23 protein-coding genes and 1 pseudogene are annotated in these 23,871 nt (G+C 44.8%); 20 read left to right on the plus strand and 4 right to left on the minus strand.

Going from position 1 to position 23,871, the window contains the following annotated elements:
• Positions 1-124 precede the first annotated feature (124 nt).
• From IGI89_RS06600 to IGI89_RS06620, 5 genes are all read left to right on the plus strand, one after another.
• Positions 125-2,287: a PBP1A family penicillin-binding protein gene (locus IGI89_RS06600; RefSeq protein WP_008382020.1), complete on the plus strand. Its 2,163-nt coding sequence runs from the start codon at positions 125-127 to the stop codon at positions 2,285-2,287.
• Between the two features lie 70 nt (positions 2,288-2,357).
• Complete coding sequence (locus tag IGI89_RS06605; RefSeq protein WP_005227708.1) at positions 2,358-2,699, plus strand: YlbF family regulator; 342 nt, start codon at positions 2,358-2,360, stop codon at positions 2,697-2,699.
• 193 nt (positions 2,700-2,892) lie between these two features.
• Entirely contained in the window at positions 2,893-4,083 is a 1,191-nt protein-coding gene (locus IGI89_RS06610) for a metallophosphoesterase family protein (RefSeq protein ID WP_430617529.1), read from the plus strand.
• Positions 4,080-6,755 carry an AAA family ATPase gene (locus IGI89_RS06615; RefSeq protein ID WP_438735460.1) on the plus strand — a complete coding sequence of 892 codons (2,676 nt, stop codon included), beginning with the start codon at positions 4,080-4,082 and terminating at the stop codon, positions 6,753-6,755. The genes IGI89_RS06610 and IGI89_RS06615 overlap by 4 nt, the downstream gene beginning before the upstream one ends.
• 16 nt (positions 6,756-6,771) lie before the next feature.
• Positions 6,772-7,716 carry a 3'-5' exoribonuclease YhaM family protein gene (locus IGI89_RS06620; RefSeq protein WP_034872173.1) on the plus strand — a complete coding sequence of 315 codons (945 nt, stop codon included), beginning with the start codon at positions 6,772-6,774 and terminating at the stop codon, positions 7,714-7,716.
• A 169-nt stretch (positions 7,717-7,885) separates the two neighbouring features.
• On the opposite strand, the gene IGI89_RS06625 is transcribed toward IGI89_RS06620, so the two are convergent.
• From IGI89_RS06625 to IGI89_RS06635, 3 genes are all read right to left on the minus strand, one after another.
• A complete protein-coding gene (locus tag IGI89_RS06625) occupies positions 7,886-8,920 on the minus strand; it encodes a peptidylprolyl isomerase (RefSeq protein ID WP_061053367.1) in 1,035 nt (344 codons plus the stop codon).
• A gap of 115 nt (positions 8,921-9,035) precedes the next feature.
• Positions 9,036-9,410, minus strand: a complete 375-nt coding sequence (locus IGI89_RS06630; protein ID WP_005227717.1) for a YtxH domain-containing protein — start codon at positions 9,408-9,410, stop codon at positions 9,036-9,038.
• The gene (locus IGI89_RS06635) at positions 9,411-9,836 is read right to left on the minus strand and encodes an HIT family protein (protein WP_005233401.1); all 426 of its coding nucleotides are present in this window, start codon (positions 9,834-9,836) and stop codon (positions 9,411-9,413) included. It abuts the gene before it with no gap.
• A 211-nt stretch (positions 9,837-10,047) separates the two neighbouring features.
• On the opposite strand from IGI89_RS06635, the gene IGI89_RS06640 reads away from it, so the two are divergent.
• From IGI89_RS06640 to IGI89_RS06710, 15 genes are all read left to right on the plus strand, one after another.
• Entirely contained in the window at positions 10,048-10,527 is a 480-nt protein-coding gene (locus IGI89_RS06640) for a hypothetical protein (protein ID WP_005233404.1), read from the plus strand.
• Positions 10,528-10,611: 84 nt separating this feature from the next.
• Positions 10,612-11,346 carry an ABC transporter ATP-binding protein gene (locus IGI89_RS06645; RefSeq protein ID WP_005233406.1) on the plus strand — a complete coding sequence of 245 codons (735 nt, stop codon included), beginning with the start codon at positions 10,612-10,614 and terminating at the stop codon, positions 11,344-11,346.
• Positions 11,343-12,554 (plus strand): ABC transporter permease, encoded by a 1,212-nt coding sequence (locus IGI89_RS06650; RefSeq protein ID WP_087664548.1) that lies wholly within the window; start codon positions 11,343-11,345, stop codon positions 12,552-12,554. Before IGI89_RS06645 ends, IGI89_RS06650 begins: the two co-directional genes overlap by 4 nt.
• Before the next feature lie 104 nt (positions 12,555-12,658).
• Positions 12,659-13,438 carry a phosphotransferase family protein gene (locus IGI89_RS06655; protein WP_005233409.1) on the plus strand — a complete coding sequence of 260 codons (780 nt, stop codon included), beginning with the start codon at positions 12,659-12,661 and terminating at the stop codon, positions 13,436-13,438.
• 57 nt (positions 13,439-13,495) lie between these two features.
• A complete protein-coding gene (gene trmB / locus IGI89_RS06660; protein WP_005233410.1) occupies positions 13,496-14,152 on the plus strand; it encodes a tRNA (guanosine(46)-N7)-methyltransferase TrmB in 657 nt (218 codons plus the stop codon).
• An 88-nt stretch (positions 14,153-14,240) separates the two neighbouring features.
• On the plus strand, positions 14,241-15,203 hold the full coding sequence (gene comGA, locus IGI89_RS06665; protein WP_244732532.1) for a competence type IV pilus ATPase ComGA: 963 nt from the start codon (positions 14,241-14,243) through the stop codon (positions 15,201-15,203).
• The gene (comGB, locus tag IGI89_RS06670; protein ID WP_438735462.1) at positions 15,157-16,185 is read left to right on the plus strand and encodes a competence type IV pilus assembly protein ComGB; all 1,029 of its coding nucleotides are present in this window, start codon (positions 15,157-15,159) and stop codon (positions 16,183-16,185) included. The genes comGA and comGB overlap by 47 nt, the downstream gene beginning before the upstream one ends.
• Positions 16,182-16,487 (plus strand): competence type IV pilus major pilin ComGC, encoded by a 306-nt coding sequence (gene comGC / locus IGI89_RS06675; protein ID WP_005233413.1) that lies wholly within the window; start codon positions 16,182-16,184, stop codon positions 16,485-16,487. The genes comGB and comGC overlap by 4 nt, the downstream gene beginning before the upstream one ends.
• Positions 16,488-16,545: 58 nt before the next feature.
• Positions 16,546-16,935 (plus strand): competence type IV pilus minor pilin ComGD, encoded by a 390-nt coding sequence (comGD, locus tag IGI89_RS06680; RefSeq protein WP_438735463.1) that lies wholly within the window; start codon positions 16,546-16,548, stop codon positions 16,933-16,935.
• On the plus strand, positions 16,916-17,230 hold the full coding sequence (locus IGI89_RS06685) for a hypothetical protein (protein ID WP_005233415.1): 315 nt from the start codon (positions 16,916-16,918) through the stop codon (positions 17,228-17,230). The genes comGD and IGI89_RS06685 overlap by 20 nt, the downstream gene beginning before the upstream one ends.
• Positions 17,220-17,645: a competence type IV pilus minor pilin ComGF gene (gene comGF / locus IGI89_RS06690; protein WP_005233416.1), complete on the plus strand. Its 426-nt coding sequence runs from the start codon at positions 17,220-17,222 to the stop codon at positions 17,643-17,645. The genes IGI89_RS06685 and comGF overlap by 11 nt, the downstream gene beginning before the upstream one ends.
• On the plus strand, positions 17,608-17,979 hold the full coding sequence (gene comGG / locus IGI89_RS06695) for a competence type IV pilus minor pilin ComGG (protein WP_008382038.1): 372 nt from the start codon (positions 17,608-17,610) through the stop codon (positions 17,977-17,979). The genes comGF and comGG overlap by 38 nt, the downstream gene beginning before the upstream one ends.
• 167 nt (positions 17,980-18,146) lie before the next feature.
• Positions 18,147-19,151 (plus strand): class I SAM-dependent methyltransferase, encoded by a 1,005-nt coding sequence (locus tag IGI89_RS06700; protein ID WP_005233418.1) that lies wholly within the window; start codon positions 18,147-18,149, stop codon positions 19,149-19,151.
• A gap of 24 nt (positions 19,152-19,175) precedes the next feature.
• On the plus strand, positions 19,176-20,360 hold the full coding sequence (locus IGI89_RS06705) for an acetate/propionate family kinase (RefSeq protein ID WP_005233419.1): 1,185 nt from the start codon (positions 19,176-19,178) through the stop codon (positions 20,358-20,360).
• Between the two features lie 357 nt (positions 20,361-20,717).
• On the plus strand, positions 20,718-22,178 hold the full coding sequence (locus IGI89_RS06710; RefSeq protein WP_005227746.1) for a peptide MFS transporter: 1,461 nt from the start codon (positions 20,718-20,720) through the stop codon (positions 22,176-22,178).
• Positions 22,179-22,273: 95 nt separating this feature from the next.
• On the opposite strand, the pseudogene abc-f reads toward IGI89_RS06710, so the two are convergent.
• Positions 22,274-23,857 (minus strand): annotated as a pseudogene (abc-f, locus tag IGI89_RS06715) (ribosomal protection-like ABC-F family protein).
• Positions 23,858-23,871: the final 14 nt, after the last annotated feature.

Raw genomic sequence — 23,871 nt, forward strand, 5'->3', positions numbered from 1 at the left:
AACAATAAAAAACAGAGTATTCAATGCTAGAATAATAAAGCATTCTTTTCGAATGAAATTACGTCTAGAGCCGTATAACAAAGAAAGTCATTTATGCTACACTTAACCAAAGGAGCGTGAAGTAATGGATTGGAAACACATCCTTCACAAAATAAAGACCGGTTGGCTGACCTTTTGGCGCTGGTTAAAACCGTATTTGCAGCAATTTCATCAATGGCGCAAGCGGGTTTGGAAAAAATACCACGTAAATAAAATTTTTATTTTACTTAGTTTAGTTGCTATCTTAATCATGAGCGGGTATTTATTTTATATCGCCAAAAATACGAAAGTCAGTGAATTAGAGTCAGGTCTGAAAGAATCGACGGTGATTTTTGATGCCAATGGTGATGAAGCAGGGCAGTTGTACTCGCAAAAAGGCACGTACGTTTCTCTTGATGCCATCTCCAGTGATGTGGTCAACGCCTTGATCTCAACTGAAGACCGCAACTTCTATAATCACCACGGGTTTGATATCAAAGGGATCGCTCGGGCAGCCCTACGTATGCTGGTCAACCGCAGTGCCGAAGGCGGTGGGGGAAGTACCATCACCCAGCAGCTTGCTAAAAATGCCTATCTGTCCTTGGATCAAACCTTTAGTCGAAAAGCCAAGGAGCTTTTCTTAGCGATCGAGATCGAGAAGAAATATTCTAAAGATGAGATTTTAGAAATGTATTTGAACAGTTCCTATTTCGGTAACGGGGTTTGGGGCATTCAAGATGCCTCGCTAAAATATTTCGGTGTCAATGCTTCTGAACTAAGCGTGGGAGAAGCTGCGACGTTGGTGGGGATGCTCAAAGGTCCTTCGATCTATAACCCGATCGACAATCTGGAAAACGCCACGAACCGTCGCGACACCGTCTTGAGTTTGATGGTGGATAACGGCAAGTTGGACCAGTCCGTTGCTGACCAAGAATCACAAGTTGCCTTAGCCAATTTACTTTATGATGGATTTGGCAATTCAGAATCTGGCTATAAATATCCTTATTATTTCGATGCGGTCATCGACGAAGCCGAATCCTATGGGTTGGACGCCGATGATGTCATGAATCGCGGCTACAAGATCTATACAGCCCTGGATCAAAACTACCAAGCACAAATGGAAGCTGCCTATAAAAACGATGCCTTGTTCCCTGAAAATGCCGCTGATGGCACGATGGTGCAATCTGGCTCTGTCGCACTTGATCCGAATACCGGTGGGGTGCAAGCGGTGGTGGGTCGTCGTGGTGAGCACGTCTTTAGAGGATTTAATTTTGCCACGCAAATGAAACGTTCACCAGGTTCCACGATCAAACCGATCAGCGTCTTCGCCCCTGCCCTAGAAGCTGGGTTTGAACCGGACAGTGTCCTGAAAGACGAGCCCCTTGATTTTTATGATGCTCAAAACTTTGACGGGACCTATGCTGGCGAAGCAGTCATGTATCAAGCCCTCGCCCAAAGTTTGAATCTGCCAGCAGTTTGGCTGCTGCATGAGATCGGCTTAGATCGCGGGTATAGCAAAGCACAAGAATTCGGTCTTTCCTTGACCGAATCCGACAAATATTATGGCTTAGCATTAGGTGGTTTGGAAAAAGGGGAATCTCCAATGACGATGGCAGCAGCGTATGGCGTTTTCGCTAATGGCGGGTATTACTACAAACCGCATTTGATCACCAAAATCGTTGATTCAACTGGTGCCGTGATCGTTGACAATACGTCTGTGCAAGGCAAACGCGTGATTTCTAAAGAGACCGCTGATAAAATGACGAGCATGATGCTAGGAACCTTCTCTAACGGGACGGGGGTTAGTGCTAGTCCGTACGGCTTTACGATCGCCGGTAAGACGGGTACGACAGAGACCAACTTTGATGCTTCTAAGGTCAATGACCAATGGATCGTCGGCTATACTCCTGATATGGTTCTGTCAACCTGGCTAGGATTTGAACATGTGAGTGAAGATCATTACTTAACGGGAACTAGCGGACAAGTTGTTGGGAAAATATTTAAAGCAGAGGCCGAAAGCTTACTGCCTTATAGTCAAGGCACCCAATTCCAAGTTGCAGACGCTTATTGGACAGGCGGAAAATTAATGGCAGCCGATGAGGTACCAGATCCTGATAGCAGTACGTCACAAAATAGCAATGATTGGCAACAAACCATCGATGACTTTGCCGAAAGCGCCAAAGAAGGTATGAAGGAATTCGGCAGCAAGATCAAAGAAGGAACGAAAGAATTGTTTGGCGGCTTGTGGAATTCCATTAGTGGAAATTAAAGGAATTAGGCAACTGCTAGTCTAGAACCTGAGAAGAATGGTATACTAGAAAAAAAGAGGAGGCGTCAAAATGGCAAATATTTATGATACAGCAAACCAATTAGAACGTGAATTACGGGAGTCAGAACAATTTCAAGATCTGAAAGGTTCTTTCGACCGTTTGAAAGCAAATGAAGAAGCGTACGCGTTATTCAAAGAGTTTCAAGAGTTGCAACAAAGCCTGCAACAAAAAATGATGGCTGGCGAAGAAATGACGGAAGAAGAAGCGCAAAAAGCCCAAGAATTATCGCAAAAAATTCAACAAGACGGCATCGTTTCTGACTTGATGCAAAAAGAGCAAGCCTTCAGTTTAGTAGCCAATGACTTGAACCGCATCATCATGGGTCCTGTAAGAGATCTATACGAAGCGTAATCGCCAACAAACAAAGACCAAAGAAGCAAGTGAAACTTCAGAGCAACCGGCTGCAACTGCAAGAGTCGTTTCCAAAGAAGTTTCAAAAGCGCTTCTTTGGTTTTTTTTATGAAAAAGGCGAACAAATTTTCGTATTTTGCTGACGAAATGACTGATAAATGTTATGATAGAAGCATTAAGGAGGGAGAAAGAAATGCGATTTTTACATAGTGCAGACCTGCATATCGACCGGTCATTTGAAGGGGTCCATCTGTTATCTGAAAAAGTGAAGACCCAACTCCCTGCTATCAATCAAAAAATCATCCGTAATTTGGTGGATGTTGCTTTAGAAAAAGCGGTCGATTTTGTTTTGCTGGCTGGGGATACATTCCATCAAGCACGGCCGAGTCTAAAAGTGCAGCATGACTTTTTTGCCCAACTGCAACGACTGGGAGAAGCAGAGATCCCAGTCTATATGATTTTCGGCAACCATGATTATTATGATCCGCAACGGTATTGGTTTGCTTTTCCAGAAAACGTCATTCTCTTTTCATCGGAAGAAGTTCAAACGGTACAAGGAACAACGAAAAACGGTGAAACCTATGCAATCAGTGGATTTAGCTACCAACATCCTTGGATCGCTGAAAATAAAGTAACAGAATTTCCCGCAAGAGCAGCGGTGGATTACCATATTGGGCTTTACCACGGGGATCAAGCCGGTGAACGGTATGCCCCCTTTTCAATCAGTGGAATGAAGCAAAAAGGCTATGATTATTGGGGCTTGGGGCACATCCATGTACCTAAGACGCTCTCAGAGCAACCACCGATCCTCTATCCCGGTACGCCTCAAGGAAAGACCAAGAAAGAGCAGGCGACTGGGGTGATTTTGGCAGAATTATCGCCACAAGGACCAACAATCGAGCGCTTGGAGATTGCGGAAATCGCTTGGCAAAAGCAAGTGGTCTCCTTAGCGGATGTGACCGCCTCGAATGCCGTATTGCCAGCGATCATCGAGCGCTTAAAAAGTCCTCGTTCGCGCTTGCTGCATCTGGTGTTGACCGATGTGCAGCAGCTGCCGCCAGATTGGTTTCCAGCTGCGGAAAAAAATGAATGGCTGACCTACCTCAATGAACGGTTGGCACAAACAGAGCCGCTGCAAGTAATCTATGCCCTTGAAGTCGAGCAAGCCAATGAAGACAAGATCGCATTGGCGGTACCACAAGACTATATGCTGCAGTTTTTAGCGATGTATGAGTCACCAGAGATCTTTGCGGACCGACTGTCCGATCTATTGCAGCATCCGCTGATCCAGCGGGGGATCACCCATGAATCATTTCAAGAAGAAGTCTTGCAGCAAGCCAAGCAATTGTTGAAAGACGACTTTCAATGGGAGGAGCAGTCATGAGAATTTTAAAAGCAGAGATTACCGGTTTTGGGAAATACCATGAACAAAGCTTTGCCTTTCATCCGCAAAATCAGCTGCTCTTTGGGCACAACGAGATCGGAAAATCGACATTGTATCAATTTATTGCCGCCATCTTATTTGGCTTTCCGAAAAAGACAGCCAAGAAAAAAGACTATACCCCCAAAAACGGTGCAGCTTACGGTGGCAAGTTATGGTTGGCGCTGGAACCCTTCGGCGAAGTGATCGTGGAACGCTATCGGCATGTAGACCGCGGTCGTGCCAAAGTCCATGTCGCTGGTCAGACGGTCGATGAGCAATGGCTGGCACAACACCTGCAGCCCCTCAATCGAGCATTGTTCTTCGATGTCTTTACCTTTCAGCAAGAGCAATTGACCCAGATCGATAAGCTAGAAGAAAATGAGCTGCACCAAGCGTTGATTTCTCTGGGAATCAGCGGCAGTCAAAAAATGCTGCAGCAAGTGGCACAATATGAAACCATCAATCAGCAGCAATACAAGCCACGGGGGCAAAAGCTGCCTTTGAATCAGGCGTTAAAACAATTAGAAAAACTGCAAAAAACGATTGCGGAAAAAGAAAGCGAAGAAAGCCGCATCCAACAGCAGTATCAGCAGATCGCCCAGTTGCAAGAACAGATCCAAGACTTGCGACACCAGTTTCAAGCATTGAATGAAGCCTATCAGGAAAATCAGCAGCAGCTGAGTCATTGGGGTCTTTATGAAGAGTGGCAGCAAATGGCACCAGCAGATACGTTAGCCGATCCTCAGCAAGTCCAAGCCATCAAACAGTTTTATCAGCAGTATCAGCAGCTGACGGAAGAAATTCGCAAAAAAGAAGCTGAATTAGATCAGTTGGAGCAAGGAAAAGAATCAGATAAGTATTTCTTTTACCTTGATCACGAGCACCAAATCAATCACTTGCTGCAGCAGCAAGTGACGATGGCGCGTTTGGCAGATCGTGAAGCAGCGGCCAATCATCAAGAAGCCGTCGCCATCACGGAGCTGAATCGCTTGGTCGAAAAGCGCCAATGGAGCAGAGAATCGCCGCCGCTAGTAACGGCTTCGATCCATGAACAAACCACACGTTTACTACAAGAACGTGTGCAGTTAGAAGAGCTCGAAAAGCGTATGATGCGTTTAGAAGAAAAAGCGCAGCCTTTGCAAGCCACCGCAGCTCGCTTAGAACAGCAGCATCCTCAATTGATTGGCCGCAAGTCGGTTTCTCACCCGCTATGGCCGCTAGGGATCGTCGGTGGGCTGCTAGCAGTGATCGGTATCTTTTTGCCGAGTCCGTGGCGCTGGCTTGCTCTAGGTGTGGGGATCGCAGCGATCATTGGCAGTGTTTTGCCGTTGATGAAAGCAGCGCCAAACAAACAGCAAGGCATCAAACAGGAATGGCAGACGGTTCTCATGCAGCTGGATCTGCTGGGAGAAGAGTTGGCGCAGCTGGAAAATGAACAGCAGCAAAAGCAGCAGCAGATTGATCGTGCCCACCAAGCCTTAGCCCCCTTTTTTGGTGATTTGCCGGTGGAAAGCTGGCAGGCGTATCTATTGGCCTATGATGAAGATGTTGCTAGCTATCAAGCCTACTCACAGCAGCGCAAACAAGCCTATCAAGAACGGCAAGCCGTCGCAGAAGAACTGGCCCCCTTTGATGAGCAGTTCCGACCTTATGCTGAGTGGCTGCCGTTGCAAAACAAAACCTTGTTAGAAAAAGCAGCGATTTTGCAGAAATTTCATGAAGAGATGCAAACAATCAAGCTTTCACGACTGCAACAACCTAGCACGCTGCTGGCCCAACAGTTGACCCGCACCCGCAATGAACGCGACCAGCTGCTTTCCCAGGCCAGTGATCTCTTGCAGCAACAAGGCTTAGATCACCCTGCAGAAATCAGCCTCTGGTTGAAGCAATGGGAAGCGGCGCAACGCACGCAGCAGCGAGCAGAAGAATTGGCGGTGATGTTAACACCGATTTATCCTAAACCAGTGACGCAAGCAGAATTGCTGCAGCAAAAAGACCAGATCAAGCAGCAGCAAACACAGCTTCAGGCACAAATACAGCAGTTGACGGAGCAAAAACAGCGTTTGGAATTAGAAGCAGCAGCTAGTCAAAAAAATGGCACCTTGAATCAGCTTTATCAAGAAGAAAGTGAGCTAAAGGCGGTCATTGAAGAACTTGCTGTGGCATGGGGGAGTCGTCAGTTGGCGGCTTCGATTTTAACGGATGTCACGACCGAGTTGTCAGAACAGCAATTGCCGCAGCTATTGTCGGCTGCTTCAACCTATTTTGAACAGCTATCAAACGGACGTTATCAAAAGATTCTTTTGGAAAATGGCTTGTTGGTAGCGGCAAATGCCAGCGAGACGTTTTCGATCATCGACCTGTCCACAGGCACGAAGGATCAGTTAATCATGGCGTTACGCTTCGGTTATCTAGCACTGCAAAAAAATCACCCATTGTGTCCAATCATTATTGATGATGGTTGGCTGCATTATGATAGTGTTCGTAAGGAACGGTTTGCCGCACTGTTAAAAGAGTTTGGGCAAAGTTATCAAGTAATTTGTTTGTCTTCTGACCAAGAAATGGTAAGCTATTATCAGAAGTACCAGCAGCCTATCCAGGATCTGAGTAAAGGAAGTGAAAGATTTGGCTGATCGGCCAAATAAGCCCATGAAAAAAATTCGTGAATTAACTGTTGATGAAACGTTTCAACTTTTCTTGCTGATCAAGAATGCCGATGTGCGGATCGCGAAAAACGGCAAAAAATTTATTGCCTTCACCTTTCAAGATACATCCGGCACGATCGACGGAAAGTTCTGGGATGCATCAGATGAAGAAATCGCCCGTTTTGAACCCGGGAAAGTAGTACTGCTAGATGGAAAACGGGAGGTCTACCAAGGCAATCCGCAAGTCAAAATCATGCATTTGCGTTTAGCGAAACCGGAAGAGCCCCATGAACCAAGCCAATACATGGAAAAAGCACCCTTGCGAAAAGAAGAGATGGAAGAAGAAATCAGTCAAACCTTGTTTGAGATCACGAATCCTCACTGGAATCGAATCGTCCGTTTCTTACTGAACAAGTATAAAAAGGAATTCTTTGACTTTCCAGCTGCGAAGCGCAATCACCATGCCTTCGCCAGTGGATTGGCGTATCATACGACCACTATGCTGCGGTTAGGAAAAGCAATCGTCAAAGAGTACCCTGAATTGAATGCTTCACTACTGTATGCGGGTATCATTTTGCATGATTTAGGAAAAGTGATCGAGTTGACAGGTCCGATGACGACAGAGTATACCTTGGCGGGGAATCTAGTAGGGCATTTGGTCTTAGTGGATGAAGAAATCACGCAAGCCTGTATGGCTTTGAAATTTGATGACAAAGAAGAAGATATCGTTGTTTTGCGGCATATGGTTTTAGCCCACCATGGCTTATTAGAATATGGGTCACCTGTTCGCCCCCGCATAATGGAAGCGGAGATCCTCCATCAAATCGATAATTTGGATGCTTCCATGCAAATGATGCTGACGTCGATTCGTTTAACGGAACCTGGTCAATACACAGACCGAATTTTTGGCATGGACAATCGGAGTTTTTATGTACCGAAAGAAGTGTAGCGGTGACCTTGTAGCACGATCAACCAAAGTGAATGACGGAAAGAACAAAAACCACGCTAGGCTTGCTTAGCGTGGTTTTTCAGATGTTGGAAAAAGTAGCTGAATCGGCAATATTAACCTAATTAGCATAAAAAAAGAAGCGCCGCTACGACGGCACTTCTTTTTTCGTTTATTCAGCAGAAGAATCTGTAGCACTCTCACTCGTTGCAGTAGAATCATCGGTTGCATCAGTAGCAGAAGAATCTGCCGCTGAGCTGTCCGTTGCATCGGTAGCAGAAGAGTCAGCAGTCGAATCTTCTGTTTCGGCCGCTGTGATGTAATCAGAAAGCAAGTCTGCTAAGTCAGAGTCTTTCATTTTCACATTAGCTGCTTGCAATTCTTGACCGATCGTTGCTGCCATAAAGGTTGAATCATTCAACAAAGTGTTTTGAGCAATTTCAGTCAATTCATCTTTGTATTTATCCATATCATTGCCTTTGTCTTGGTTTTTCACCATTTTCACGATATAGTATTCCGTCGTGTAAGTTGACGTGTTGGTTGCAGAGATCACTTCAGAGATTTCACCATCTTTTAAATCAAAAGCGGCTGTTTTTACTTCACTTGGTACAGCTGATGAAGTAGAATCGAATTTGATCGTTCCGCCATCTTCTTTTGTTGCCGCATCCGTTGATTTTTCTTTAGCGATTTCGCCAAAGTCTGCATCATCTTTTTTCGCTTCTTCTAAGACGTCTTTGGCATCATCTTCACTTGCTACTTTGATGATTTGTGCTTCTACTTCAGGGTGGAAAGAATCCCAAGCAGTTTTCATGTCTTCATCAGTGATATCCATGTTGGCTTTTAAGCCTTCACGTAACGCAAGTTGTTGTTTCAATTCTGCACGGTAAGATTTCACCGTATAACCAGAGGCAGTCAATGTTGATTCAAAGGAATCACTGCCGCCATATTGTTCAGCCACATTATTGAATTGTTCGTCGATCATTTCTTCTGTTACGTCATCACCGTATTTTTCATCAAACACTTTTAAGACGATCATTTGACGCAACGCTTGTTGATTTTCTGAACTTGTTTTTGCTTGGTCATAAAAATCTTGAACAGTGATTTTACCGCCCTTCATTGTTGCGATTTCCTCACTTGAGTTACCACAAGCCGCTAATGCAAAAAGACTCATTGCACTGACTGCTACTAAAATTAATTTTTTCTTCATTCGTTTAAGCACTCCTAATTCTAAAAAGATTCATAATAATCACTGCACCTACTATACCACTTCTAGAAATGGTTGGAAAGAAAACAGCGGATGTTTCAAACAAAATTCATAAAAACTACAAATTTTCGATTTGTTTGTCATCCTCGGCGCTTTGGGCTTGAATCGTCGTGATGTGCTGATTCAATTGTTCCATTTGGGTTTTTATCCGAGCAAGGCGCGGTTGTGCTTGGAATTTGAAGGCTTCCAAATCTTTCGTGAAAGATTCGGTCACAACTGGGATCGTTTCGTCGATCGTTTTGCGGGTTACCATCACAGCATCTTTGAGCTGTTTGACACTGTCATTGAATTCTAAGGTCGCTTCTGTCGTGTCATCTAAATAGCGAATCAATTCTTCACGGGTTTCATTGCCGCTTTTTGGTGCAAAAAGCAAACCGCCTAAGCCGCCGGCGATGGAACCGAACAAAAGTCCTTTAAGAAAATTACCGATCATTTAGTTCACCTGCTTTCCAATTTTTTCGGCGATTGCCGCCAGCTCTTCCCCCGTGTAATTCTCTGCATGATTGCCAAAATGGATCTTGAAATCATCGTCTTTGCTGTAGCGAGGAATCAAATGGACATGGGAATGGAAGACGGATTGGTACGCCAATTCTTTATTGTTGTTGATGATATTTAAGCCTTCGATCTCAGGGAATGCTTTTTCGATCGCCCGAGCAATCTTAGGGATACGGGCAAAAACCGCTGCTGCCAACGTTTCATCGTACTCGAAAATATCCGTCACATGCGTTTTGGGAATGACCAATGTATGACCAGGGGTGACTTGGGAAATATCTAAAAAGGCATAGACTTGCTCATCCTCGTAGACTTTGTAGCTAGGAATCTCACGATTATTGATTTTACAAAAAATACAATTTTCCATTGTAAAAAACCTCCTTGATCTATTACCTCTACTTTACCATATTTTGCTTTTTTTCGTCTGGTTTCCTCTTTGAAAAAGTCGGAACAAGGCAACTGTTCCTTCAACAAAGGCGCTTTTTTAAAGAAATGCGAAAAGCAAGCGAGAAACGCTTGCATTTAGATTCCAACAACCCTAGACTTAATATCAGAAATCATTTGGAAAGAAGGAACCTATGAAACCGATCATTAAAGAAACCTTACAGAAAAAAACAACGACTTCAGCGAAGCTTCGCTACTTAGCCTATGCCTATAAAGAGTGGTTGATCGCGATCACGCTGTTTGTGGTGTTTGCTGGTTCAATCACTTATTCTCTGACACGTCCGCAAGAAGAAGTAGTCAATGCCGCCATTGTCACTGAAACAGCAATGGACCCTGCGGTGCAAAGTGAATTGGAAGCAGCCGTTGAAGCATGGGCAATAGATCAAGGGTATCAAAAAGAAGAGCTGCGGATCAGCCTGGTTTCTTATGCCGAACCAGCCGCTGTCCAAGCCTTTACCACCCGTCTTGCCGCTGGTGCCATCCAAATGGTCGTCTTTCCAGCCAGCGAAGCACAAACGTGGCAAGAGCGCTTTGGCAGCCAAGAACTAGCGCAAGAAATCATTACAGTGGGAGAAAATGAATTTATCCTGCAAGTCACGAATAAAGAAAAATAAACAACTGTTTTGCCAGCTGACTGAATTGAACAAAAAGAGCCTACGTTGACAAAGAGCCATAATCAGGCGAATCGGAGGGAAAAAATGACTTTACAAGTAGCAAACGTGACAGGCGGCTACAATCAGCTGCCAGTCTTAAAAAATATTGATTTTACGATCGGCGATGGGGAGCTCGTTGGCTTGATCGGCTTGAACGGGGCAGGGAAGAGTACGACGATCAAAGAAATCATCGGTTTACTGCAACCTCATAGCGGCACCATCACGATCGATGGCTTGACCCTTAAAGAAAACCCAGAGCAATACCGCAAACAAATCGGGTATATCCCCGAAACTCCTTCTTTATATGAAGAATTGACCTTAAGAGAGCACATTGAAGTGACGGCGATGGCCTACGATCTTCCACAAGAAGAAGCCATGAAGCGAGCAGAACGCCTGCTAAAAACCTTTCGCTTAGAAAACAAACTCGATTGGTTCCCGGCAAACTTTTCAAAAGGGATGAAACAAAAAGTTATGGTACTGTGTGCCTTTTTGATTGAGCCGAGTGTCTACATCATTGATGAACCCTTTCTAGGATTAGATCCTTTAGCGATCAATGCGTTATTGGAACTGATGAATGAGATGAAACAAACCGGGGCATCTATTTTGATGTCCACCCACATTTTAGCAACCGCAGAGAAGTATTGTGACAAATTCATCCTCTTGCATAACGGTGAGATCCGCGCACAAGGGACATTGGCGGAACTAAGAAGCCAATTTCAAGCACCAGAAGCCTCCCTTGATGATCTGTACCTCGCACTGACAAAGGAGAGTCAAGCATGAAGCAGTTTTTCTCGCAACGCTTACAGCGGCATCAAAAACAGATGACACGCTATTTGCGCTATGTCTTCAATGATCATTTTGCTTTGATCAGCACCTTCTTAGTCGGAGGTCTGGGGCTCTATTATTCTGAATTGCTAAAAACATTGCCGCGGCCGTTTCCATTAGGCGGCATCATCGTGGTCGCTGTTTGGCTCTTTGTTTTACCGCTGGGACGCTTAGCGACACTGACGAAACCGGCAGATTTGATTTTTCTGTTAGCCAAAGAAGGACAAATGACAAGTTATCTCAGCCAAGCGTTACGTTATTCCCTCTGGCTGCCCTTTGGGGTTTTATTTTTAACCGTAGGGGCAACGATGCCTTTGGTCGTGGTCACAGCAAACAGCACCTTTGCCTCATTCCCATACTTTTTAGGGATGATGTGGCTCTTAAAACTGGGGGATCTTTCACTACAACGGATTCGTTTGTATCAAGAAACTCAGCAGCAAGTCAAACAGCAGCGAGGCATCTGGTTCGCAAGTGCGTTAGCTGCCACACTTGCCAGTATTTATGTAGCACCTTGGCTAGGGTTGGGGATCAGCATCTTCCAAGCAATCTGGTTCCTCTTTGGACTGAAAGCCAATAGCCAGCTTTTGGATTGGGACTATATGATCCAAGCCGAACAGTCGCGCTTAATGCGTATCTATCGGTTTATCAACTTATTTACAGATGTTCCCCAAATCACGACGGAAGCCAAACGGCGCAAATACCTCGACTGGCTGCTGGCAAAGATCAAACCAGTGCACAGCAATACGTACCTCTATCTTTACTTGCGCCGAGTGATCCGTGGGGGGCAATATGGCGGGCTTTATGTCCGTTTGACTTTGATTGGTGGGTTCGTCTTATTCTTTGTCGATGAGCTTTGGATCAGTCTGCTGATCGGCTGCTTGTTTCTTTATCTGATCGGTTTCCAACTGATTCCTTTGATCAATGAGTTTCAATACATGGTTTTGACACATCTGTATCCCGTGCCAGAAAAACAAAAAGCCGCAGCGATCAAAAAAATTCTTGGGGCACTCTTACTGGTGACCGCAGTTCTTTTCGGCGTGATCTGTTGCTTGCGCTTGCCTTTTGTTTGGCAAGGCGGTATCGCGTTTCTTGGCTTCTTAGGGTTTGCGGGTCTTTTTTTAGGCATCTACTTGCCAGGGCGATTAAAGAAAATGCACGCCTGATCCACAAGTGGCCTCTCTTACAAAAAGCGAACGCATATGCGCTTGACGGCGACCCATTAGGAAGCTAGAATAAGAGGTACTGCGAAATAAGGAGAGAAGCTAGGATGGATATTCGCTTGGATCAAGATTGGCGTATGCGGCCAATCAAAGGCGACACCGGGAAAGCCTATATCGGGCTCAAGGACAACGACAAAGTCTTTATCAAACGAAATACGACCCCGATGCTTGCGGCACTCTCTAAAGAGGGCATTGCACCCAAACTCGTCTGGACGAAACGGACGGGAAATGGGGATACGCTCTCCGCACAAGAATGGCTGGATGGACGGGTCTTAGATCCCGATGAAATCGGCCAAAGAAATGATGTCATTGATGTGTTGTATCACTTGCATCATTCAAAAACGTTGGCACAGATGCTAAGCAAAATCGGCGGACAAGTCAGATCGCCTGAACAGATGCTGATGGATTATCAGGATCAGCTGCCTTCTGCGGTCGCCCAAAACCGTTTTATTCATTTGGTCACCGAGTATTTAAAAACCAATATTCCAGCTTTTGACGAGCAGAAAGCCGCGGTCGTCCATGGCGATGTCAATTATCGAAATTGGCTAGTTTGTCAAAACTATTTGTATTTAGTCGATTGGGATTCCGTGATGTTTGCAGATCCGGCAATCGATATCGGCACTATTTTAGGTCACTATGTGCCATTATCTGGCTGGTCTCATTGGCTCGTGCGCTATGGTATCCACAGCAGCAGCGAAGTGATCGAAAAGATTTATTGGTACGCATTGTTGAGTATGCTGCAAGAGGTCAAAAAATATTATCTGCGAGGCGATTACAAAGCCATGAATGCAGAGATTTTACAATTAAAACGAATTTATAGCGAATGAAGAGAAGATGGAGCGAGGCAATTTGGTTCCATCTTGTTTTTTCGGAAAGGAAGAAACATGAGAGTAAGAAAACGTGCAGGTGCAAAAGAGCTGATTGACGCTCATCCAGAATACGTTGTGGCAGAGCCTACTGAATGGAAAGGGCGTTGGCATGAACGCTTTGGCAATGATCACCCGCTGCATATCGAAATTGGAATGGGAAAAGGCCAATTTATTACGGAAATGGCGAAAGCTCATCCCGAGATCAATTATATTGGTGTGGAAATGCAGATTAGTGTCGTTTCGATCGCATTAGATAAAATGATCGAGCAGGAGATCCCGAACTTGCAACTGCTGCATGTCGATGGTTCCGCATTGACCAACTATTTTGCAGACAATGAAGTAGACCAGATCTATTTGAATTTTTCTGATCCATGGCCTAAGAAGAAGCATGAGAAGCGCCGTTTGACTTCCAAAGCCTTTTTAGCAGTCGACGAGCAGATTTTACGTCCCAACGGCGAGATCCATTTCAAAACGGATAACCAAGGATTGTTTGAGTATTCCTTAGCGAGCTTTTCTCAATACGGCATGATTATCAAACAAGTTTGGTTGGACTTGCATAACAGTTCCTTTGAGAACAATATCATGACTGAATATGAAGAAAAATTCTCAAGCCGCGGGCAGCGGATCTATCGGGTGGAAGCCCAATTTGTGGCAAAAGAACCACAGAAATAAACGAATGATGAAAGATGAAGCAAATTTGCTTCATCTTTTTTTTCTATTCTCAAAGCGTTTGCGTATTTCTTTTTAGGAGGGATAAGTCGTGGATATTCAAGCATTCTCAGACGAGTTGATTCATTATGGGAGACAAGAACACATGCAGGATCTGACCATTTTGCCTAGCGGTACACAGATGGAGGTGATTTTCAGTAAAAGCTATCTCAGAAAGACCTATCAAGTACTGACCAACGAAGAAGCTCAGCAGCTGATCACCCGCTTCAAATTTTTAGGAGGAATGGAGGTGGGAGAACGGCGCAAAGCTCAGTTAGGCGCAGTCAGCTATCTGTTAGGCGATCAGCTACAGCGGTTGCGCGTCTCAACGGTGGGTGATTATCAAGGGCGTGAAAGTCTCGTGATGCGGTTTCTTTATCCTTTGAACAAGGAGCATCTGCGCTATTTTTTTGCAGAAGACGTCCAGCAGATCCAACAGACAACCAAACAAAGAGGCCTATATTTATTTTCTGGTCCCACTGGCTCAGGAAAATCGACCCTCATGTATCAATTAGCACGGGCAACCAAGGGACAAGTCATTACCATCGAAGATCCTGTGGAGATTGAAGAGCCGCATTTTTTGCAGCTACAGACCAATTTGAAAATCGGACAAGACTATGATGAATTGATTCGCTTGTCTTTACGGCATCGTCCGGACCTGCTTTTGATTGGTGAGATCCGTAACAAAGAGACGGCGCAAGCCGCTGTACGAGCCGCTCTGACAGGTCATCGAGTATTTGCCACGATCCATGCACGAGGCGTAGCAGAAACCAAGACACGGCTGCTGGAATTGCTAGGGGCAGACGATCTTCTGGCGCACGCGTTGCAAGGGATCGTTTATCAGCGATTGTTGCCGAATGAAGTCAACGAACCCCATGGATTGCTGGCGTATCACTTTTATGAGGGGCAAGTGGAAAAACAGTGGCAGCACGTATTAAAACGAGTGAAAGAAAGTGGGTGGATCACCGATGAAGTTTATGAAAAAGAAGCCCCAGCTACCACGCCGTGCAACTGAAGCCCTCTTGGTCACCTTCACGGTGTTATTGGAGAGTGGCTTTTCCCTACAAGAAAGCCTCCAAGTGTTGCTGCGCAGTCGCCAGTTTTCTGAACCTGTGATCGAACAGCTGATTGCCCATCTTGCCCAAGGGCAAAGCTTGGCAGCAGCAGTAGCGCCGTTGTCTTTATCGGCTACCGAAAAAAATCAGCTTTATTTAGCAGAAAGTCATGGGAATCTCACGACGACCTTGCGGCGGATGGTCGACTACCACAAATTGGTCAACAAGCAAAAACAGCTGCTGTACAAAGTAGCGGCCTATCCGCTTTTGCTACTGGTCTTTTTAGTGGCGGCTCTCTTTGGCATGCATCGCTTTTTAATGCCTCAATTGTTAGCCTCTGGCATGATCGACGAAGGTCATTGGGGCATTCGCGCCATCAATTGGGCACCAGCAGTACTTATCCTCTTCTTGTTGGTAAGTGTGCTGCTTTTTGTGATCAGCCGCTGGGTGTTTGCCCGCCGCACTGCCTTGCAAAAAGCTGTATTCTTCAGCCACCTGCCATTGTTCGGAGCATTGTACACGAGTTATCACACGAGTTTTTTCGCATTGGAATGGGGCAAGTTGTTTCAGCAAGGGTTAGATATCCAACAGATCATTGAGTGTATGGAGCACACCAATAAAGCTACCTTGATCCAAGAATTAGCGCGAGAGTTGCGAGTGACCTTGACACTTGGCGGAGAACTCCCAGAAAAACTTCGTCATTTCTCGTTTCTCACACCAGAATTTTCTTTGATCGTCTTTCAAGGAGAAGTACGGGGAAAGTTAGGAGAAGAGCTTTTTTTATACAGTCAATTATTGATGGATCGCTTGTTTCAACGAATCGAAAAAGCTATTCACTGGGTTCAGCCTCTGATTTTTTTGTTGGTTGCTTTAATGATCGTTGGGATCTATGCCGCTATGTTTTTACCAATCTATGGAAATATCCAAGGAGTGATCGAATGATAGAAAAGAAAGTCGCATCTTCTCGCAAGCAGGGGATTTGGCGTGTCAAAAAAGGCTTTACATTGGTTGAAATGTTGGTTGTTTTATTAGTGATCAGTATTTTGGTTTTGTTGTTTGTCCCAAATCTTGCCAAGCAAAGAGGAATCATTGATGAGAAAGGAAATGCGGCCATCGTGAAAGTGGTGGAAACCCAGATCGAACTCTTTCGTCTGAATGAAAATCGGGAGCCCTCGAGAGAAGAATTGATCGCTGAAGGGTATGTATCTGAGGAGCAATATGCGATTTATGAGCAAGGGGACTAAGGGCTGTCGACGTTGCTCTTTTGCTGGTTTTACTTTAATAGAAAGCCTTTTGGTCCTCATGGTCAGTAGTATGTTTCTCTTTTTTCCCGTCGTGGCCATCGAGTACTATCAACGATCTGCTGAAGTCTTAGGCTTTTGTGCACGCTTAGAAAAAGGCCTCTATACCATACAGCAATCGGCCATCATCGATAACACACAAACCCGAGCCGTTTATCAAGCAGCGCCAACGCCAACTGTTTCATTTTATGGCGCTGCAACTGAGCCGGTCACCAAGATCGAAGTCCCTCCTCAACTAGCGATGCAGGCGTTTCCCGATATTCTTTTTAGTGGTCAGTCCGGCAACAATAGCAGTCTGCGAAGGATCGTTTTCTATTGGCAGGAGAAAAAGCAAACCATCAGCTATAAGTTTTTATTTGGGAGCGGACGCTATGAAAAAATCGTTGAATAGCGGGTTCATCTTAGCAGAAAGCCTGATTGGCTTTGGGGTGTTGGCAACCTGTGTGTTATTGTTTTTAGCGATGCAGACCGCTTCACTGACGCAAAGTGCGGCATTGCAGGAAAAAGCCCAAATGCTGCGGGTGCTGTATGAAGAAGTCCAGAACCACTCCTTTGATGCGTCAACCATTACCTACACGACGCAGCGTCAGACGGTCTATCAAGTTCGCTTTTGGCAAGCAGCGCAGCATCAACAGGCACGCATCCAAAGTGGCGAACAGCTCTGGGAGATTGTGTATGAAGAGTAAAGGCTTTACTTTGTTGGAGTGTCTGTTGTCTTTATGGGTATTGGCGATCTGCTTATTGATGATCAGCGGGATCGTCAAGCACCTCGCACCGGTCAATCAGCAGATCATGGCTCGCAAAGATCAAGAATGGCATGTTTTTTTGTTTCAGTTGGAACGGGAATTAAGTACCTGTGTCTATCTATCAGTCAGCGAGAACACGCTATATTTGCGAAGCAGTCAAAACAATTCGGTAACGATCGATCGCATCAACCGCGTGTTGCGGAAACGGGACAACAATGGCTATCAACCGTTGTTGACAGAAGTGGCAGATGTGTCTTTTGAGAAAATTGGCGCAGCGATCCGCTTTACCGTTTCCTTTGAGAATGGAGACCAGAAAATTGGACAATGGAAAATACACTCACAAGAGGCGGCATAAAGGCGGTATTTTACTCACAGCATTGTTGTTTGTGCAGCTGTTGAGTTTGATGTTATTGCTGGTGTTAGAAAACAGCCGCACAACAGCCCTTTTTTATACAAAAACCATTGAAACCTATGAAGCCCGTATTATGAGTGAACTTTTCCATGCGGAATTCTTGCAAAACGAGTTGGAAGATCGAGGGACACGGTTTTATAATGTAGGAAAGTTGACTTATGAACGGCAAGGACAGAGCTTACAGATCGAATGCTATGTCAAAAGTCGGCGATTTACTTTTACCTTTTTGTTGCCTGAAGAGCAGCCTGAAATAGACACAGATGACCAAGAAGAATAGTACAGGAAAAGGATGGTTGTTTCGACCATCCTTTTTCATACAGAAATAGAAAAAGAATGTTTACAGCTTCACAAATTATTCTAAACGAAAGCGATTGATTATTTTGGATGAATCGGCTAAAATTAAACAGGTATATATGTTGTTATAGTTTTGAAAAGAGGTGCAAGATGTCCGCAGAAAAAATGGAAACGTCTTTTCATTTGACCGTTGAAGCGATCCAACTGCTTCAAAACGCATTGGAAACGTCTTTTTTTGATGCTTACGTAGAGACGATCGAAAATTTTGTTGATCAATACCAAGTTCGCGTGATCGATGGGGTACCAGATGAAGCAACTGCTGCTCGTTTAGAAACCATCTATCAAGAAATTCGAGCAATGGAACTATCGGCAGAAGAAAAACGCAAGCTTGCGCAGTTGGTTTTGTTGAAAGGCAGCCAAACGGAGCGCCTGCAGGCCAATCACCAACTGACACCAGATAGTCTTGGGTTTTTATTCGTCTATTTGATCGAGCAGTTGAGTAGTGCCGATCAACCAGTGAAACTTCTTGATTTATCGGTAGGCATGGGGAATCTCTTATTGACAGTCTTGCTGAATCTGCAATTAGCCAAGCGTCCAGTAGAAGGAACCGGTGTGGATATTGACGAAACCTTGTTGGCGATCGCAGCTGCAACTGGCGAATGGACCAAAGCGCCCTTGCATTTGTTCCATCAAGATGGCTTGCAAGAGCTTTTGATCGAACCGATGGATCTGGCGATCAGCGATCTACCGGTGGGCTATTACCCACAAGATGACAAAGCCCGCAGCTTTATTACGGCGGCTCCAGAAGGACACAGTTACGCCCATCATTTGTTGATGGAACAAGCGATGAACTATGTCAAAGCTGGCGGTTACGGTTTGTTCTTACTACCAAGCAATTTCTTGGAAACGGAACAGAGTGAATTTTTGAAAAAATGGCTGAAAGAAAAGGTTTATTTGCAAGGAATGATTCAGCTTCCTGAAGAACTCTTTAAAAATGAACATTCACGTAAAAGTATATTGCTTTTACAAAACCACGGAGGGACAAGCAAACAAGCAGAAGAAGTCTTGCTGGTCAAGCTAGCCTCACTGAAAGAACCAAAGAACATCACAAAACTTTTTGAACAATTTGCGGCTTGGAAAGCAGCAAATCTGTAATATAATTCGGATAAGGAGATCATCATGTCAAAAACAATCGCAATCAATGCTGGAAGTTCAAGTTTAAAATGGCAATTATATCAAATGCCAGAGGAAACCGTTGTCGCTAAAGGAATCGTTGAACGAATCGGTTTGAAAGATTCTATCTTTACCATCAAATATGGGGAAGATCAAAAATTCGAACAAATCATCGATATCAACGATCACGAAGTAGCTGTAAAAATGTTATTGGATCAACTGATCGAATTAAACATTTTAGGTGCTTATGATGAAATCACTGGCGTCGGTCACCGCGTCGTTCACGGCGGAGAAGATTTCCCTGATTCAGTTGTGATCACAGACGAAGTGATGGAACGCATCCAAGCGTTGGCTGAATTTGCGCCATTACACAACCCAGCAAACTTGATGGGGATCACTGCTTTCAAAAAAATCTTGCCTGAAATCATCAGTGTCGCTGTTTTTGATACTTCTTTCCATGCAACGATGCCAAAACACAATTACCTATACAGCTTGCCATTAGAGTACTATAACGAGTTTAAAGTACGTAAATACGGCTTCCACGGTACAAGCCACCGTTATGTTTCTGAGCGTGCGGCAGAAATGTTAGGCAAACCAATCGAAGAATTAAAAATCATCACTTGCCATCTAGGGAACGGTGCGTCGATCACTGCAGTTGACGGCGGAAAATCAGTAGATACATCAATGGGCTTCACGCCATTAGCTGGTGTAACGATGGGAACACGTTCTGGTGACATCGATCCTGCTGTTTTGCCTTACTTAATGGAAAAATTAGATTTGAACATCGATGAAATGGTGGATGTTTTAAACAAAAAATCTGGTTTATTAGGCTTAACTGGTATTTCCAGCGACATGCGCGATCTAGAAGCAAACTACGACAAAGAAGAAGTCAAAGTTGCTTATGACGTCTTTACTGACCGCATCCGTAAATACATCGGTGGCTATGTAACGACCATGAACGGTGTCGATGCGATCGTCTTTACTGCTGGTATCGGTGAAAATGATGCCCACGTCCGCAGCGAAGTTATCAAAGGCATGACTTGGTTTGGTTGCGAATTAGATGCCGATCAAAATGCAAAACGCGGCGAAGAATTAGTGATCTCAACTGAAGAGTCAAAAGTCAAAGTACTTTTGATCCCAACAGATGAAGAATTAATGATCGCTCGTGATGTGGAACGTTTACGCGGCTAAGCGAAAACATTTCTTAGAATAGAAGCTGAAACACATGCAAGAGAAATGCTTGCATGTGTTTTTTTGTAGGAAAGTCCGCAAAACGGGACTAGAGAGAAAAATTGGTGAAGACCATTTTCTAATTTTTTAAACAGAAAATTTAATAATTATACATATGAAAATTGGCTCATACTGCACCTAGGTGGATGGCTTCTCATTTTGCTTTCATTTGAATTTAAATTTCCTTCCTTTTTTACAAGATGTTCTCAGGGAAATACCCTTGTAAAAGTTGCCAAATGGGAATAAACTGGCATTTGTGAATTTTCAGAAAAATTCCGCTATTTTATTTTCATTAATTTTTATAAGGGGCCATTACATATGGAAAAAGAAAAAACATTCTTAGGTCAGCCGCGAGGGCTGTCGACGTTATTCTTCACGGAAATGTGGGAACGATTCAGTTATTATGGTATGCGGGCGATTTTGGTGTACTTCATGTACGATGCAGTTGCCAACGGCGGCTTAGGGTTGCCAAAAGGAACGGCTGTGGCGATCATGTCGATTTACGGTTCCTTAGTGTATATGTCAAGTATTGTTGGCGGTTGGATCTCGGACCGTCTTTTAGGATCAAATAAATCCGTCTTTTATGGTGGGATCTTGATCATGTTAGGACACATCGTCTTGGCAACACCTTTAGGGATTCCAGCGTTGTTTGTGTCCATGATGCTGATCGTCATCGGAACCGGACTCTTGAAATCCAACGTGTCGGGTATGGTGGGGCATTTATACAGCAAAGACGATATCCGTCGGGATGCTGGTTTCTCAATTTTCTACATGGGGATCAATATCGGTGGCTTGTTAGCACCGATCATCGTCGGGATCTTAGGACAAGAGGTCAACTACCACTTAGGCTTTTCGATTGCTGCTATCGGGATGTTTATCGGTTTGGTGCAGTATTATGTGCAAGGAAAAACCACGTTGAAAAGTGTAGCGATCGCGCCAACGAATCCCTTATCGGCAGCCGAAAAGAAAACCTTCTTCCGAGCAGTCGTTCTGGTTCTTCTCGCATTGGCAGTGTTGTTTGGCGCAGCTGCTGCAACGGGCCATCTGACGGTTGATTTCTTCATCAACTTCATCAGTGTTCTAGGTATTTTCTTGCCGATCTACTACTTTACCAAAATGCTGCGTTCGAAAGATGTCACACCAGATGAAAAGAAAAAAGTGTTGGCCTACATTCCGCTGTTCTTGTCAGCGATCGTCTTTTGGTCCTTAGAAGAACAAGGCTCATCGATCTTGGCATTGTTTGCCGCTGACCGTACGCAATCAACGTTATTCGGCATCAATATTCCAGCAAGTTTGTATCAAACCTTAAATCCACTTTTTGTCGTCTTACTGACACCTGTCTTTGTCTGGTTGTGGACCAAACTAGGTTCTCGTCAACCCCGGACAGAAGTGAAGTTTGCCATTGGTTTGGTCTTAGCCGGTTTGTCCTTTCTATTGCTAATGCTGCCAAGCCTCTTGTTTGGAGTAGAAGAACGGGTCAGCCCATTATGGTTGGTATTGAGCTTCTTCATTATGATTGCGGGGGAAATGTGTCTTTCACCTGTGGGCTTGTCGGTGACGACCAAACTAGCGCCGAAAGCTTTCGAAGCACAAACCTTGGCGATTTGGTTGTTAGCAGACGCTTCTTCACAAGCCATCAATGCGCAAATCGCTCGGTTCTATACACCACAAACAGAAGGGATGTACTATGGCATCGTCGGCGGAGTAGCCGTTGTTGTCGGCATCATCTTGTATTTAGCTAGAAAACCGATCCGCAACTTGATCGGCAACATTCATTGATCAAAAAATAAAAACTTGATTTTCCGCCTATGCATGGATTGAACAACCCATGCTTACTGTAGGAAAATCAAGTTTTTTTGTTGCGAATCAATGTCTTAGTCAATCAATGGGCTTAGTGGCTGGCGTGTGATCTGCTGCTGTGCAATGACCAGGGCTTCTTGGAAGTGCTGCTGCAAAAAGTAGCGGTCATGGCTGACTGCCAGCAGGGTCCCTTGATAATCTTGCAGCATTTCTTCAATTTCTTCTCGGGCATAGCTGTCGAGGTGATTGGTTGGTTCATCCAAAATCAGGACGTTGATTTTTTCTAAAAAGAGTTTCAGTAACGCCAAACGGATTTTTTCACCACCAGATAAATCTTTGATTCGTTTGGCCACATCACTTTGATAAAACCCACTTTTGGCCAATTGCCGACGAGCAGCCTCTTCGTTTCCTGTCAACGTCTGTACGTAGGCCAACAAGCGGCTCTCAGGATCGGCAAACTGTAGCTGTTAGGGCAAATAGCCGATTTGTAAGCTGCTGCCGCGCTTGATAGTGCCGCCGCTAGGAAGCTCCTCACCGAGAAGTAATGTGAGTAAGGTTGATTTTCCGGTACCATTGTCGCCGATGATGGCTAGATGCTCCCCACGGTAGATTGCAAAACTGCTGTCTTTGAATAGGAGCTGATCGGCATATTGCTGGTGCAAGTCGCGAACGATGAACACCTCTTTACCTGATTTTCCGCCATTTGCCAAGCCTTGCAGCCGATTTTTCGGGGGCGCTGGCGGTTTGACCAGTGTAAGTTTCGCTAGGCGGCGTTCCAATTCTTTGGCTTTTTTGAAGAAGGATTCATTGTCTCCTTCATGGCCCCACTGACGAAATCGACGAATCATGACTTTCAGTCGCTGGACTTCTTTTTGCTGCAGTTCGTAATTTTTGGTCAGCTCCGCCAAGCGAGCTTCTTTCAAGACACGAAATCGGCTATAGTTCCCAGGATACTCAATCAGGGCGCCTTCTTCCAGTTCCCAGGTCTTGGTGGTGACTTGATCGAGAAAGTGTCGATCGTGAGAAACGACTAGAACCGCTTTTTTCGTATTCTGTAAATAATTTTCCAACCAGCGGATACTTGAAAGATCCAAGTGATTGGTTGGTTCATCCAGTAACAGCAAGTCAGCATCGGTGACTAACACTTTGGCTAAAGCGACTTTGACCCGTTCACCCCCGCTAAGGTCTGTTAACCGTGCGTCCTGCCGATGGGGAATTCCTAACCCTTGTAAGATCGCGGAAATTCGGTCTTCTAATCCATAACCGCCCAGCTCTTCAAAGCGCTGCTGCAGCTCGCCATAACGGATCAGACACTTCTCTAAATCAGTATCGGGTTCTGCCATCAAGGCTTCGTAATGGCTCATTTGCTGTTTGAGTTCTTGAATGTTAGCTGCAGAATGGAGCAGGTAGTGGGTAACGGTTGCTTCAGAAACTGTCAGCTCTTGCTCGACCGTCCCGATCCTCAAGCCTTTTTGGCGGCTGATAACGCCGCTATCGACACCTTCACTGCCAGTCAAGATTTGTAAAAAGGTTGATTTGCCCGTTCCGTTGATGCCGACTAGGGCAATTTTTTCCCCAGCTTCGATTTGGCAGGATAACTCCTCAAATAACGGATTCCCGCCGATATTTTTTTTTATAGCAATTGCTTGTATGATCATGATCTCTCTCCTTG

The sequence above is a fragment of the Enterococcus sp. AZ141 genome (assembly GCF_051714385.1).
Lineage (GTDB): Bacteria > Bacillota > Bacilli > Lactobacillales > Enterococcaceae > Enterococcus_D > Enterococcus_D entomosocium.